This is a genomic window from Pseudomonas helvetica, from assembly GCF_039908645.1.
GTDB lineage: Bacteria > Pseudomonadota > Gammaproteobacteria > Pseudomonadales > Pseudomonadaceae > Aquipseudomonas > Aquipseudomonas helvetica.
The window spans coordinates 5,301,221-5,314,870 of record NZ_CP150917.1 but is presented as its reverse complement, the minus strand read 5'-3'; the positions used below and the strand labels follow the sequence as shown (position 1 = coordinate 5,314,870).

Genomic DNA, 13,650 nt, shown 5'->3' with positions numbered 1-13,650 from the left:
ATTTCCTTATCAGGCGTTACGGTCAATGAAGGTGCTGGTGTGCGTGTCGATCGAGCCGATCAGCTCGGGTGAGCCACCGCGAAACTGGCGGAAAATGTTGCGTGAGGCGCCGTTGCCCGGCACGTTCAGCGTTGGCTGAAAGCGTTCGCTCAACTCCGCGTAATTCGACCAGGGGCCGATGTAGGACTCATTCAAGCCGTTGGTGTAGCTGAAGGCGTAACGCACGGCATTGCCTGGCAACCAGTTGGGTTCGCCGGGCGTTTGGCTCTGCCAGCCGTCAGCCTGGATCGTCGGCGCTGTGGCTGGGGATTCCAGGTAGCCGGCCGGTTTGTTCGGTGTGTAGTCCTTGAGCAGCAAGTAAGTGCTCCAGCCCCACCAGTTGTCGATCTTGCTGCTGTCGTTGAGGTTGTTGACGTCGCTGCGACGCAGCACCTTGTTGCCATCCAGAACAAATAACCCGGAGAAGTTTCCCGCCGGTTTTTTCACGGCGTTGAGGTCAGGCAGATACTTCAGTGCAACGTAGCTGGAAGGCGCGGGCAGTGAACCGCTGAGGAACGTATCGAAGACTTCGTCGGCCGAGCGCTGGACCGCGAGTTTGACCTGTTTGCGGTTGGCGCTGTCGACCGAGTCGAAGTAGCGTTTGTCGCCGTAGGCATGCCACTGATCACCGTTGGTGTTGTTCACGTTGAGGCCGTATTTGCTGTCTTCGTCGTGCATGAAACGGGTGATCAGCGAACCCAGGTCACTCGGCGTAACCGCTGCTGCCAGTTGTTTGCGCGGGATTCGCAGATGGCCGGCAGAGAACAGGTCGGTCAGGTAATGGTCGGCAAATGCGTTCATTGCGTAGGCCAGTTCCAACTGCTTTTCATCGCCACTGTTGTGGGCCAGAACAGCCTGTTGCAGGGCGGCGGTGTGCCCGGCGATGTACGCCAGCAACGCCCATTCACCGAAGTGATCGGCGTTGTTCGCCGCCAGTTTCAGATAGCGCCCCAAGGGGAACAGTGCTGAGACGAAACTGCCGCCGCCGGTGATTTTGTTCCACTCTTCGGACAACGTATCACCGAGTGCGTCGTAGGCCTCGTGGGGTTGTTTGCCGTCCCTGATCGCCTGATTGGCGGCAGTGATTTCCTTCTGCATCACGCCGAGAATCAACCCGGCTTCTGCTCGTGACGCCGGCAGTACGGCCAGTGAGTTGAACGCGGCAGTAAAACGCTGGATGCGATCAACCGGGGTCGCGCCATCGCAGATTGGCTGGTCGGGAATGCCGTAGAAATCACCGCCTAGCGAAACGATTTGGCCGTAGCTCAGTGCCAGCCCATTGGGCAGGTGCAATGGCACTTGCCAGGCCGCAATGGCCGGTGCGTCCTTGACGAAGCGCAGCAGGGTGGCATCGCCGATGGCGGTGTGTTCGCCGCCTTCGAAGCGAGGTGCAGGCTCGGTGTTCAGCGATTTTCCAGCCAGACCCGGTGTGTGATGTTTGGGGCTGTGTTGACTGTGAGTCAGCAGTATCAGGTGATCGCCGTCATCGGAAATGGCAATGCCACGTTCGCTGAACAGCTGATCCAGATCGGCAATGATCCGGTCGTCATGATTGAGGTTTTCCTGCGATTGGGTGTGTAGACCTGACATTTCTAGCTCCTTGATATGTCGTAGGTTGCGTCTCTAATAACTGTATGTATATACAGTTGTTGTCGAGCATAGCTGCAAAATCTCCTACGTCAAGGAAGTGCTTTTTCTTACCCGGATTTTCCATCTGGCGATGAAATGCAGTTGACGGTCGTATTTTAAGTTGTACGATGACTTACAACTTCGGCGAGAGCTGAGCAGGTTTTCTCATCACAACGTGCGTCCAGGGTGTTCGAATAATGAATCCACAAGAACTGAAGTCCATCCTCTCCTCCGGTTTGCTGTCCTTCCCGGTTACCGATTTCAATGCTCAGGGCGATTTCCATCGCGCGGGCTATATCAAACGTCTCGAATGGCTGGCCCCATACGGCGCTTCGGCCTTGTTCGCCGCAGGCGGCACCGGTGAGTTCTTCTCCCTGGCGGCCAGCGAATATTCCGATGTGATCAAGACGGCTGTAGACACCTGCGCCAGCAGCGTGCCGATTCTGGCCGGTGTCGGTGGTTCGACCCGTCAGGCCATTGAATACGCTCAAGAAGCCGAGCGCCTGGGCGCCAAAGGCTTGCTGCTGCTGCCGCACTACTTGACTGAAGCCAGTCAGGACGGCGTTGCCGCTCACGTTGAAGCCGTGTGCAAATCGGTCAAGATCGGTGTAATCGTCTACAACCGTAACGTCTGCCGCCTGACCGCGCCGCTGCTGGAACGCCTGTCTGAACGCTGCCCGAACCTGATCGGCTACAAGGATGGTCTGGGTGATATCGAGTTGATGGTGTCGATCCGTCGCCGTCTCGGTGATCGCTTCAGCTACCTGGGTGGTCTGCCGACTGCCGAAGTCTATGCCGCGGCTTATAAGGCGCTGGGCGTTCCGGTCTATTCCTCGGCGGTGTTCAACTTCCTGCCGAAAATGGCGATGGATTTCTACCACGCCATCGCCCGCGACGATCACGCTACCGTCGGCAAACTGATCGATGACTTCTTCCTGCCTTACCTGGACATCCGTAACCGCAAGGCCGGTTACGCGGTGAGCATCGTCAAGGCGGGCGCGAAAATCGCCGGCTACGATGCCGGTCCCGTACGTACCCCGCTGACTGACCTGACGCCAGAAGAGTTCGAAATGCTCGCGGCGTTGATGGACAAGCAAGGCGCGCAATAACCCGCTGAATCAACCAGGGCCGCTGAGCGATCAGTGGCTTTTTGCGTAAGGAGATTGTTGTGGCAGACGTAAAACGATTCGACAACTTCATTGGCGGCCAATGGGTCGCAGGTGCCGAGTACTCGACCAATATCAACCCGTCCGAGTTGTCCGATGTCATTGGCGAATACGCCAAGGCTGACCTGGCTCAGGTGAACGCCGCCATCGACGCCGCTCGTGCTGCATTCCCGGCCTGGTCGATCTCTGGCATTCAGGCCCGTAGCGATGCGCTGGATAAAGTCGGCAGCGAAATCCTCGCGCGTCGCGAAGAACTCGGCACCTTGCTGGCGCGGGAGGAGGGCAAGACCCTGCCCGAAGCCATCGGCGAGGTGTCTCGTGCCGGCAACATCTTCAAGTTCTTTGCGGGTGAGTGCCTGCGCTTGTCCGGCGATTACCTGCCGTCGGTGCGTCCTGGCGTCAACGTCGAAGTCACCCGCGAAGCCCTTGGCGTGGTGGGTTTGATCACGCCGTGGAACTTCCCGATTGCGATCCCGGCGTGGAAAATCGCCCCGGCCTTGGCCTACGGCAACTGCGTGGTGCTCAAGCCGGCAGAACTGGTGCCCGGTTGCGCCTGGGCGCTGGCTGAAATCATTTCCCGGGCAGGTTTCCCGGCCGGGGTGTTCAACCTGGTGATGGGCAGCGGTCGAGTGATCGGCGACGCCATGGTCAACAGCCCGAAAGTCGATGGCATCAGCTTCACCGGCTCGGTGGGCGTAGGCCGGCAGATCGCGGTCAACTGTGTGTCGCGTCAGGCCAAGGTGCAGTTGGAAATGGGCGGCAAGAACCCGCAGATCATTCTCGACGATGCCGACCTCAAGCAAGCTGTCGAACTGTCGGTGCAGAGCGCGTTTTATTCCACTGGCCAGCGTTGCACGGCCTCGAGCCGCTTGATCGTCACCGCCGGGATTCACGACAAATTCGTCGAGGCCATGGCTGAGCGGATGAGGTCGATCAAGGTCGGGCATGCCTTGAAGAGCGGCACCGATATCGGCCCGGTGGTCTCGCAAGCACAACTGGAACAGGACTTGAAGTACATCGACATTGGCCAGTCCGAAGGTGCGCGACTGGTCAGCGGTGGTGGCCTGGTGACCTGTGACACCGAAGGCTATTACCTGGCGCCAACGCTGTTTGCCGACAGTGAGGCGGCGATGCGTATCAGCCGCGAAGAGATCTTCGGCCCGGTGGCGAACATCGTTCGGGTGGCCGATTACGACGCGGCGCTGGCGATGGCCAACGACACCGAGTTCGGTTTGTCGGCGGGTATCGCCACCACCTCGTTGAAGTATGCCAACCACTTCAAGCGCCACTCCCAGGCCGGGATGGTGATGGTCAATCTGCCGACTGCCGGCGTGGATTACCACGTGCCTTTTGGTGGCCGAAAAGGTTCATCCTATGGATCGCGGGAGCAAGGTCGCTACGCGCAGGAGTTCTACACCGTGGTGAAGACTTCCTATATCGGTTCGTAACACGCAACACCGCTCTCTGTGGAAGCGAGCTTGCTCGCTCCCACAGAGAGCAAAAAATAAAACGATTACCCGCAAAAAAAATAATTAGTGGGAGTACATCTACATGCAAGCGACCAAGCCGACCCACGTCCGCTATTTAATCCTGCTCATGCTGTTTCTGGTGACCACGATCAACTACGCCGACCGTGCCACCATCGCCATTGCCGGCTCCAGCCTGCAAAAAGACCTGGGCATCGACGCCGTCACCCTCGGCTACATATTCTCTGCATTCGGTTGGGCCTACGTCGCCGGTCAGATCCCCGGCGGCTGGCTGCTCGACCGCTTCGGTTCGAAAAAAGTCTATGCCCTGAGCATCTTCACCTGGTCGCTGTTCACCGTGCTGCAAGGCTATGTCGGTGAGTTCGGTGTCTCCACCGCCATCGTCGCGCTGTTCATGTTGCGCTTTCTGGTGGGCCTGGCCGAAGCGCCATCCTTCCCCGGTAATGCACGCATCGTTGCGGCCTGGTTTCCAACCGCCGAACGCGGGACCGCTTCGGCGATCTTCAACTCGGCGCAATACTTCGCCACGGTGATCTTCGCGCCGCTGATGGGCTGGATCGTCTACAGCTTTGGCTGGCAGCACGTGTTTATGGTGATGGGCGGGATCGGCATCGTGTTCTCGCTGATCTGGTTGAAAATTATCCACAGCCCGCGCCAGCACCCGATGATCAATGACGCCGAGTTCAAACACATCGCCGACAACGGCGGCCTGGTCGACATGGATCAGGACCGGGGCAAGCGCAGCGACGGGCCGAAGTGGGATTACGTGCGCCAACTGCTGAGCAACCGCATGATGCTTGGCGTGTACCTGGGCCAGTACTGCATCAATGGCATCACCTATTTCTTCCTGACCTGGTTCCCGGTGTACCTGGTGCAGGAGCGTGGCATGACCATTCTCAAGGCCGGTTTCATTGCCTCATTGCCGGCGATCTGCGGGTTTATCGGTGGGGTGCTGGGCGGACTGATTTCCGACTATCTGCTGCGCAAGGGCCACTCGCTGACCTTCGCCCGCAAGGCGCCGATCATCGGTGGGCTGTTGCTGTCGACCAGCATTGTGGCCTGCAACTACGTGAACATTGAATGGATCGTCGTGGGCTTCATGGCCCTGGCCTTCTTCGGCAAAGGTGTGGGCGCATTGGGTTGGGCGGTGGTTTCCGATACCTCGCCAAAACAGATCGCGGGCTTGAGTGGCGGGCTGTTCAACATGTTCGGCAATATCGCGTCGATCACTACACCGATCGTGATTGGCTACATCATCAGTACCACCGGCTCCTTCAAATGGGCGCTGGTGTTTGTCGGCTGCAACGCGCTGGTCGCGGTGTTCAGCTATCTGGTGATCGTCGGCCCGATCAAGCGCGTGGTACTCAAAGAGCCACCCGCCAATGACTCCCAAGTGACTAACAAATTGTCTCAAGCGCATTCCTGAGGAGCGGCGTCATGCAGTTGATTGAACATTCCGACTCGCCGCGCTACATCCGGCTGCACGAGCGCGACAACGTGGTGATCGTGGTCAATGACCAGGGCGTACCGGCCGGCACTGAATTCCCGGACGGCTTGGTGACCGTGGAGTTCGTGCCGCAGAGCCACAAGGTGACGCTGGAGGATATCCCCGAGGGCGGCCAGGTGATCCGTTACGGCCAGACCATCGGTTACGCCTTGCAGCCGATCCCGCGTGGCAGTTGGGTCAAGGAAGATCAACTGCGCATGCCCACCGCACCGCCGCTGGACAGCCTGCCGCTGTCCACCGAGGTGCCGGCCGCACAAGCGCCGCTGGAAGGCTTCACCTTCGAGGGTTATCGCAATGCTGACGGCACCGTCGGTACGCGCAACATTCTCGGGATCACCACTACCGTGCAATGCGTCACCGGGGTGCTCGACCATGCGGTCAAGCGCATCAAGGACGAGTTGCTGCCCAAGTACCCGCACGTCGATGACGTGATCGCATTGACCCACAGTTACGGCTGCGGCGTGGCGATTACCGCCACCGACGCCTACATCCCGATTCGCACCGTGCGCAATCTGGCGCGCAACCCGAACCTGGGCGGCGAAGCGTTGGTGATCAGTCTGGGCTGCGAGAAATTGCAGGCCGGGCAGGTGATGCACGAGAACGACAGCTCGGTGGACCTCAGCGAGCCGTGGTTGTATCGCTTGCAGGACTCCAGTCACGGTTTCGGCGAGATGATCGAACAGATCATGGCGTTGGCCGAAGTCCGTCTGAAGAAACTCGACCTGCGTCGCCGCGAAACCGTACCGGCGTCCGAGTTGATCCTCGGCATGCAGTGCGGTGGCAGTGATGCGTTTTCCGGGATCACCGCCAACCCGGCGCTGGGTTATGCCTCGGACTTGTTGCTAAGGGCCGGGGCGACGGTGATGTTTTCCGAAGTCACTGAAGTGCGCGACGCGATCTATCTGCTGACTTCGCGGGCAGAAACCAAGCAAGTCGCCCAGGAACTGGTGCGCGAAATGGACTGGTACGACCGTTACCTGGCCAAGGGCGAAGCGGATCGCAGTGCCAACACCACGCCGGGTAACAAGAAAGGCGGGTTGTCGAACATTGTCGAGAAATCCCTGGGCTCGATCGTCAAATCCGGCAACAGCGCGATCAACGGCGTGCTCGGCCCGGGCGAACGGTTCAAGCGCAAAGGGCTGATTTTCTGCGCAACCCCGGCCAGTGATTTTGTCTGCGGCACTTTGCAACTGGCGGCCGGGATGAACCTGCACGTGTTCACCACCGGGCGCGGCACGCCTTATGGCCTGGCGATGGCGCCGGTGGTCAAGGTCTCGACCCGAACCGAGCTGGCCCAGCGTTGGCCGGATCTGATCGACATTGATGCGGGGCGGATTGCCACGGGGCGCGCATCCATCGAGGAATTGGGCTGGGAGTTGTTCCACTTCTATCTGGACGTGGCCAGTGGCAGGAAGCAGACCTGGGCGGAGCAGCACAAACTGCACAACGACATTACCTTGTTCAACCCGGCGCCCATCACCTGAGACCGAGTCACCTCAATCGCGGGCAAGCCTTGCTCCTACAAGTTTTGTAGCGTCGTTTTGTGCCCGGCAAAAATATTGTAGGAGCAAGGCTTGCCCGCGATGGCGGTCTACCAGACGCCAGCGTCTTCAGTGGCTTATCATTAGCCCCCTAACGACGCCCCTCAAGGTTCACCCGGCATGCTGGCAATCTTTCTCGAAACGCTGACCATCACCGCGCCAGTCTTTGCCATGTTGTTTTTGGGCGTTCTGCTCAAGCGCATCAACTGGATCAACGACGACTTTATCCACACCGCCTCGGCATTGGTGTTCAACGTCACCATGCCGGCACTGCTGTTTCTCGGGATTGTGCACGCCGACCTGCACGCGGCCTTGAAGCCGGCGCTGCTGATCTATTTCGCCCTGGCGACCCTGGCGTGTTTCGCCATTGCCTGGGGCTGGGCGATCTGGCGTTGCCCGCGCGAGGATCGCGGGATCTACACCCAGGGCGCGTTTCGCGGCAATAACGGAGTCATCGGCCTGGCGCTGGCGGCGAGCATGTACGGCGACTACGGAATTTCCCTCGGGGCGATTCTTGCCGCGCTGGTGATCCTGTTTTACAACACGCTGTCGACCATCGTGCTGGCGGTGTACAGCCCGGTGATCAAGTCCGATCCCTGGAGCATCTGCAAAAGCGTGCTCAGCAATCCGTTGATCATCAGTGTGATATCCGCCGCGCCGTTCGCCTATTTCAAGATCGGCTTACCCGGCTGGCTGGAGACGTCCGGCAACTACCTGGCGCAGATGACCTTGCCGCTGGCGTTGATCTGCATTGGCGGCACGCTGTCGCTGGCGGCGTTGCGCAAGAGTGGTGACCTGGCGTTGAGTTCAAGTCTGGTGAAGATGATCGGCTTGCCGATTTTGGCCACGCTGGGGGCCTGGCTCTGGGGTTTTCGTGGTCCCGAGTTGGGGATTTTGTTCCTGTACTTCGGCAGTCCGACGGCCGCCGCCAGTTTTGTCATGGCCCGGGCGGCCAATGGCAACCATGAACTGGCGGCGGCGATCATCGTCATTACCACGTTAATGGCGGCGGTCACCACCAACCTCGGGATCTTTGTGTTGCAATGGGGCGGGTGGATTTAGCCGCTTCTGTGCCAAACCGGAACTTGTGGCGAGGGGGCTTGTCGGAACGCCGCACCGCCCCGTTCGGCCGCGTAGCGGTCGTAAAATCGGCGACAGTGACTTTCCTGACAGAGCCCATTTGCACATGATGGGCCTGCTACGCAGACCAACGGGGGCAAGCCCCCTCGCCACAATGGATTCGTCCAGCCTGTTACTCAGACTTCTGGTAACTGTCGATCACTTCCTGCGCTGCCCGAAACGCTTCCATCGCTGCTGGCACGCCGGCGTAGACCGCGCAGTGCATCAGCGTTTCGCGGATCTCGTCGACCGTGCAGCCGTTGTTCAGCGCGCCACGCACGTGGCCTTTGAGTTCTTGCGGGCACTTGAGCGAGGTCAGGGCCGCGAGGGTGATCAGGCTGCGGGTCTTCAATTCCAGACCACCGCGGTTCCATACCGCCCCCCAAGCGTGTTCGTTGACGAACTCCTGAAACGGTCGGGTCAGCTCGGTGGCATTGCCCATGGAACGGTCGACGAAGGCGTCGCCCATGACCTGGCGCCGTACTTCAATGCCGGTCGGTTGGCTGGAGCCGGGTTTGTCGGTCATGGCGATTCCCTCTTGTGGTGTTGGCGGTGCCAGGCGCGCAGTGACGTAAACAGCAAAAACGCCACCAGCGCCGGCAGGACGAAAAACAGCATCAGGTGTTCAAGCTTGCCGGCCAGTGGCATGCCCGTGGTAAACGACACGACATGCAGCCCATACGCCAGGTACAAGGCCAGAAACAGCAGGCCTTCGGCGCGGGTGATTCGATAGCCTGAATAGAACATAGGTAAACACAGCACGCTGACCGCCAGCAGCACCGGCAAGTCGAAGTCCAGTGCGTTGGGCGATACCGACAGCGGCGTCGGCGCGACCAGGGCGGTGACGCCCAGCACGCCCAGCAGGTTGAACAGATTGCTGCCGATCACGTTGCCCACGGCGATGTCGCGCTGACCACGCAGGGCGGCGATCAGCGAGGTGGCCAGTTCCGGCAGCGACGTGCTGACGGCAATGATGGTCAAACCGATAATGCGTTCTGACAGGCCGAGGTCGGTCGCCACCTCGACCGCTGCGCTGAGCAACAGATGCCCGGCAAACACCAGCAACGCCAGCCCCGAGAGCATCAGCAACAGGCTGCTCAACCACGGCGCGCCGGATGCGTTGTTGCTGTCCGCCGGGGTGGTCTGCGGGCGCACCGAGTGCCGCGACTGATGCAGCAGCAACCCGAGGTACAGCACCAGCGCGGCTAACAGAATCGTGCCGTCGAGCGGCGTCAGTCGTTCATTCCAGGCGAGGGCGAACACCAGCAGGCTGGCGCCGATCATCACCGGGATATCCAGGCGCACCAATTGCCGGGAGACCCGCAACGGGATGATCAGCGCCGAGAGTCCGAGGGTGACCAGGATGTTGAAGATGTTGCTGCCAATCACGCTACCGACGGCGATGTCGGTGTTTTGCATCAGCGTCGCTTGCAGGCTGATTGCCATTTGCGGTGCGCTGCTGCCGAGGGCTACGACGCTCAGGCCGATGATCAGCGGTCGCACCTTCAAGCGTGCGGCCAGGCGCACGGCGGCGCGGACCAGTAACTCGGCGCCGGCGATCAGCAGTACCAGGCCACTGAACAGTTGCAGCACGCTGAGCAGTGGTAAATCGGCAAGTCCGAAAATGGCCTGGGCTCCGTCTGTCAGTTGTCGAGGGATTGCACGCGAACTTGCGCAGTGCCACTACCCAGCATGCCCAACCGCTGGGCCGCTTCGCGAGACAGATCGATCAGGCGCCCACGGGTGTGTGGTCCGCGATCGTTGATACGCACGACACAGGATTTATCGTTGTTGAGGTTAGTGACCTTCACCCGGGTGCCAAAGGGTAATTGGCGATGGGCAGCGGTCAGGGAATTGGCGTTGAAACGCTCGCCACTGGCGGTGCGTTTACCCTGGTGTTTGGCGCCGTAGTACGAGGCCACGCCGGTCTTGTCGTAGCCGTGTGGATCGATGACATCCGTGCTGGCGCAACCGGCCAGTAGAGAGAGCAGGGCGCACGCGCCAAGTAGACGTTTCATTGAAAGAGCTCCCCAAATAAATGTGGGAGCGAGCCTGTTGTGGCGAGGGGGCTTGCCCGCGCTGGGTTGCGAAGCAGCCCCAAAACCTGGATTCCGGTTGTATCTGATAAACCGTGCCACCAAGTTTTGGGACTGCTGTGCAGTCCAACGGGGGCAAGCCCCCTCGCCACAACAAGCCCGCTCCCACAGGGAATTGAGCCAGTAGTCAGAGCTGGCTCCATTCCGGTCAGCCCTCGAGCTTGCTTTTCAGCAGTTCGTTGACCTGTTGCGGGTTGGCTTTGCCTTTGGAGGCTTTCATCGCCTGGCCGACGAAGAAGCCGAACATCTTGCCGCGTTTGGCTTCGTCTGCCGCGCGGTACTGTTCAACCTGTTCGGCGTTGGCTGCGAGCATTTCATCGAGTACGGCCGAGATTGCGCCGCTGTCGGTGACCTGCTTCAAGCCGCGCTTGTCGATGATCTCGTCGGCGCTGCCTTCGCCGTTGGCCATGGCTTCGAACACGGTCTTGGCGATTTTGCCGGAGATGGTGTTGTCCTTGATGCGCAACAGCATCCCGCCCAACTGCTCGGCCGAGACCGGTGCTTCGTCGATTTCCAGGCCTTGCTTGTTCAGCAGGCTGCCCAGTTCGACCATGACCCAGTTGGCTGCCAGTTTGGCGTCACCGGCGATACTCACGACTTTTTCGAAGTAGTCCGCTTGCTCGCGGCTCGAGGCCAATACGCTGGCATCGTAGACCGACAGGCCGAACTGCTCCTGGAAGCGCTCGCGTTTTTGCGGTGGCAATTCCGGCAGGGTGGCGCGGATGTCATTGAGGAACGAGTCCTCGATGACCACCGGCAACAGGTCCGGATCGGGGAAGTAACGGTAGTCGTTGGCTTCCTCTTTGCTGCGCATGGCGCGGGTTTCGTCTTTGTTCGGGTCGTACAGGCGCGTCTGCTGGATCACCTTGCCGCCGTCTTCGATCAGTTCGATCTGGCGACGCACTTCGGTGTTGATCGCCTTCTCGATGAAACGGAACGAGTTGACGTTCTTGATCTCGCAGCGCGTGCCGAACTCGACCTGGCCTTTTGGACGGATCGACACGTTGCAGTCGCAACGCAGCGAACCTTCGGCCATGTTGCCGTCGCAGATGCCCAGATAACGCACCAGCGCGTGGATCGCCTTGACGTAGGCCACGGCTTCCTTGGCGCTGCGCATGTCCGGTTCGGAAACGATCTCCAGCAACGGCGTGCCGGCACGGTTCAGGTCGATGCCGGTGGCGCCGTTGAATTCTTCATGCAGGCTTTTACCGGCGTCTTCTTCCAGGTGCGCGCGGGTGATGCCGACGCGTTTGACCGTGCCGTCTTCCAGCGGGATGTCCAGGTGGCCCTTGCCGACGATCGGCAACTCCATCTGGCTGATCTGGTAGCCCTTCGGAAGGTCCGGATAGAAGTAGTTCTTGCGGGCGAACACGTTGTGCTGGCCGATTTCGGCGTCAATCGCCAGGCCGAACATCACCGCCATGCGCACCGCTTCCTGGTTCAGCACCGGCAGTACGCCGGGCATGCCCAGGTCTACCAGGCTGGCCTGGGTATTGGGCTCAGAGCCAAACGTGGTGGCGCTGCCGGAGAATATCTTCGATTGGGTGGCGAGCTGGGTATGAATCTCCAGCCCGATCACGACTTCCCATTGCATGTGTTTCTCCTCAGAAGCCTGTCGGGGTGCGGGTGTGCCAGTCAGTGTTGAGCTGATACTGGTGGGCGACGTTCAACAGACGGCCTTCCTGGAAATACGGGGCGAGCAATTGCACGCCAACCGGCAGACCATCGACGAAACCGGCTGGCATCGACAAGCCCGGCAGGCCCGCGAGGTTGGCGGTGATGGTGTAGACGTCTTCCAGGTACGCAGCGACCGGGTCGCTGTTCTTGGCGCCGAGTTTCCAGGCCGGGTTCGGCGTGGTTGGGCCGAGGATGATGTCGACTTCATTAAAGGCTGCCATGAAATCGTTTTTCACCAGGCGACGGATTTTTTGCGCCTTCAGGTAGTAGGCATCGTAGTAACCGGCCGACAGCGCGTAGGCACCGACCATGATCCGACGCTGCACTTCCGGGCCGAAACCCTCGCCGCGCGAACGCTTGTAGAGGTCGGTCAGGTCTTTCGGGTTTTCGCAGCGATAACCGAAACGCACGCCATCGAAACGCGACAGGTTGGAGGAGGCTTCGGCCGGGGCGATCACGTAGTACGCAGGAATCGCGTGCTGCATGTTCGGCAGGCTGATTTCCTTGACCACCGCGCCGAGCTTTTCCAGCTCCTTGACGCTGTTGTGGATCAACTCGGCGATACGCGGGTCGAGACCTGCGCTGAAGTATTCCTTCGGCACGCCGATGCGCAGGCCTTGCAGCGAACCGTTGAGGCCGGCGCTGTAGTCCGGCACGGGTTCGTCGATGCTGGTGGAGTCTTTCGGGTCGAAACCGGCCATCCCTTGCAGCAGGATCGCGCAGTCTTCAGCGGTGCGCGCCAATGGGCCACCCTGATCGAGGCTGGACGCGTAAGCGATCATGCCCCAGCGCGAAACACGACCGTACGTCGGTTTCAGACCGGTGAGGTTGGTGAAGGCGGCCGGCTGTCGGATAGAACCGCCGGTGTCGGTGGCTGTCGCTGCTGGCAACAGGCGAGCGGCAACGGCCGCCGCCGAACCGCCGGACGAACCGCCGGGTACGTGCTCCAGGTTCCACGGGTTTTTCACCGCGCCGTAGTAGCTCGATTCGTTGGCCGAGCCCATGGCGAATTCGTCCATGTTGGTCTTGCCCAGGGTCACGGCCCCGGCAGCGGCCAGCTTGGCGACCACGGTGGCGTCATACGGCGCCTTGAAGTTGTCGAGCATCTTCGAGCCGCAGCTGGTGCGGATGCCCTGGGTGCAGAACAGGTCTTTATGAGCGATCGGCGCACCGAGCAGGGCGCCGCTCTCACCATTGGCCCGGCGTACGTCCGCGGCTTTCGCCTGCGAGAGTGCGAGGTCTTCGGTGAGGCTGATGAAGCTGTTGAGCTGAGGGTCGAGCTGGGCGATACGCGCCAGCAGCACTTTGGTCAGCTCTTCGGAAGAAAACTTTTTATCGGCGAGTCCGCGGGCGATCTCGGCCAGAGTCAATTGATGCATTGCAGGCTCT

11 protein-coding genes are annotated in these 13,650 nt (G+C 60.3%); 5 read left to right on the top strand and 6 right to left on the bottom strand.

What is annotated here, in order from left to right; all coding sequences use genetic code 11:
- Positions 1-9: 9 nt before the first annotated feature.
- Positions 10-1,629: a phospholipase gene (locus tag AABM55_RS24590; RefSeq protein WP_347927993.1), complete on the bottom strand. Its 1,620-nt coding sequence runs from the start codon at positions 1,627-1,629 to the stop codon at positions 10-12.
- A gap of 236 nt (positions 1,630-1,865) precedes the next feature.
- On the opposite strand from AABM55_RS24590, the gene kdgD reads away from it, so the two are divergent.
- From kdgD to AABM55_RS24565, 5 genes are all read left to right on the top strand, one after another.
- Positions 1,866-2,777 carry a 5-dehydro-4-deoxyglucarate dehydratase gene (kdgD, locus tag AABM55_RS24585; RefSeq protein WP_347927992.1) on the top strand — a complete coding sequence of 304 codons (912 nt, stop codon included), beginning with the start codon at positions 1,866-1,868 and terminating at the stop codon, positions 2,775-2,777.
- A gap of 59 nt (positions 2,778-2,836) precedes the next feature.
- Entirely contained in the window at positions 2,837-4,282 is a 1,446-nt protein-coding gene (locus AABM55_RS24580; RefSeq protein WP_347927991.1) for an aldehyde dehydrogenase family protein, read from the top strand.
- 103 nt (positions 4,283-4,385) lie between these two features.
- A complete protein-coding gene (locus AABM55_RS24575) occupies positions 4,386-5,747 on the top strand; it encodes an MFS transporter (protein WP_347927990.1) in 1,362 nt (453 codons plus the stop codon).
- Between the two features lie 11 nt (positions 5,748-5,758).
- On the top strand, positions 5,759-7,312 hold the full coding sequence (gene garD, locus AABM55_RS24570) for a galactarate dehydratase (RefSeq protein ID WP_347927989.1): 1,554 nt from the start codon (positions 5,759-5,761) through the stop codon (positions 7,310-7,312).
- 177 nt (positions 7,313-7,489) lie between these two features.
- Positions 7,490-8,431: an AEC family transporter gene (locus tag AABM55_RS24565; RefSeq protein WP_103315772.1), complete on the top strand. Its 942-nt coding sequence runs from the start codon at positions 7,490-7,492 to the stop codon at positions 8,429-8,431.
- A 190-nt stretch (positions 8,432-8,621) separates the two neighbouring features.
- On the opposite strand, the gene AABM55_RS24560 is transcribed toward AABM55_RS24565, so the two are convergent.
- The 5 genes from AABM55_RS24560 to gatA all read right to left on the bottom strand — a co-directional run bounded on the left by AABM55_RS24560 (position 8,622) and on the right by gatA (position 13,640).
- A complete protein-coding gene (locus tag AABM55_RS24560; RefSeq protein ID WP_054594010.1) occupies positions 8,622-9,014 on the bottom strand; it encodes a carboxymuconolactone decarboxylase family protein in 393 nt (130 codons plus the stop codon).
- Positions 9,011-10,081, bottom strand: a complete 1,071-nt coding sequence (locus AABM55_RS24555; RefSeq protein ID WP_347927988.1) for a calcium/sodium antiporter — start codon at positions 10,079-10,081, stop codon at positions 9,011-9,013. The genes AABM55_RS24560 and AABM55_RS24555 overlap by 4 nt, the downstream gene beginning before the upstream one ends.
- A 50-nt stretch (positions 10,082-10,131) precedes the next feature.
- Positions 10,132-10,506 carry a septal ring lytic transglycosylase RlpA family protein gene (locus tag AABM55_RS24550; RefSeq protein ID WP_103315770.1) on the bottom strand — a complete coding sequence of 125 codons (375 nt, stop codon included), beginning with the start codon at positions 10,504-10,506 and terminating at the stop codon, positions 10,132-10,134.
- 226 nt (positions 10,507-10,732) lie between these two features.
- Positions 10,733-12,178: an Asp-tRNA(Asn)/Glu-tRNA(Gln) amidotransferase subunit GatB gene (gatB, locus tag AABM55_RS24545; protein ID WP_054594007.1), complete on the bottom strand. Its 1,446-nt coding sequence runs from the start codon at positions 12,176-12,178 to the stop codon at positions 10,733-10,735.
- A 10-nt stretch (positions 12,179-12,188) separates the two neighbouring features.
- Positions 12,189-13,640: an Asp-tRNA(Asn)/Glu-tRNA(Gln) amidotransferase subunit GatA gene (gene gatA / locus AABM55_RS24540; protein ID WP_054594006.1), complete on the bottom strand. Its 1,452-nt coding sequence runs from the start codon at positions 13,638-13,640 to the stop codon at positions 12,189-12,191.
- Positions 13,641-13,650 lie beyond the last annotated feature (10 nt).

What these genes read in the sequence shown, in the direction of transcription:
- AABM55_RS24590 (WP_347927993.1), bottom strand. Translation starts at nt 1,629, where the DNA reads ATGTCAGGTCTACACACCCAATCGCAGGAAAACCTCAATCATGACGAC.
- kdgD (WP_347927992.1), top strand. Translation starts at nt 1,866, where the DNA reads ATGAATCCACAAGAACTGAAGTCCATCCTCTCCTCCGGTTTGCTGTCC.
- AABM55_RS24575 (WP_347927990.1), top strand. Translation starts at nt 4,386, where the DNA reads ATGCAAGCGACCAAGCCGACCCACGTCCGCTATTTAATCCTGCTCATG.
- garD (WP_347927989.1), top strand. Translation starts at nt 5,759, where the DNA reads ATGCAGTTGATTGAACATTCCGACTCGCCGCGCTACATCCGGCTGCAC.
- AABM55_RS24565 (WP_103315772.1), top strand. Translation starts at nt 7,490, where the DNA reads ATGCTGGCAATCTTTCTCGAAACGCTGACCATCACCGCGCCAGTCTTT.
- AABM55_RS24560 (WP_054594010.1), bottom strand. Translation starts at nt 9,014, where the DNA reads ATGACCGACAAACCCGGCTCCAGCCAACCGACCGGCATTGAAGTACGG.
- AABM55_RS24550 (WP_103315770.1), bottom strand. Translation starts at nt 10,506, where the DNA reads ATGAAACGTCTACTTGGCGCGTGCGCCCTGCTCTCTCTACTGGCCGGT.
- gatB (WP_054594007.1), bottom strand. Translation starts at nt 12,178, where the DNA reads ATGCAATGGGAAGTCGTGATCGGGCTGGAGATTCATACCCAGCTCGCC.
- gatA (WP_054594006.1), bottom strand. Translation starts at nt 13,640, where the DNA reads ATGCATCAATTGACTCTGGCCGAGATCGCCCGCGGACTCGCCGATAAA.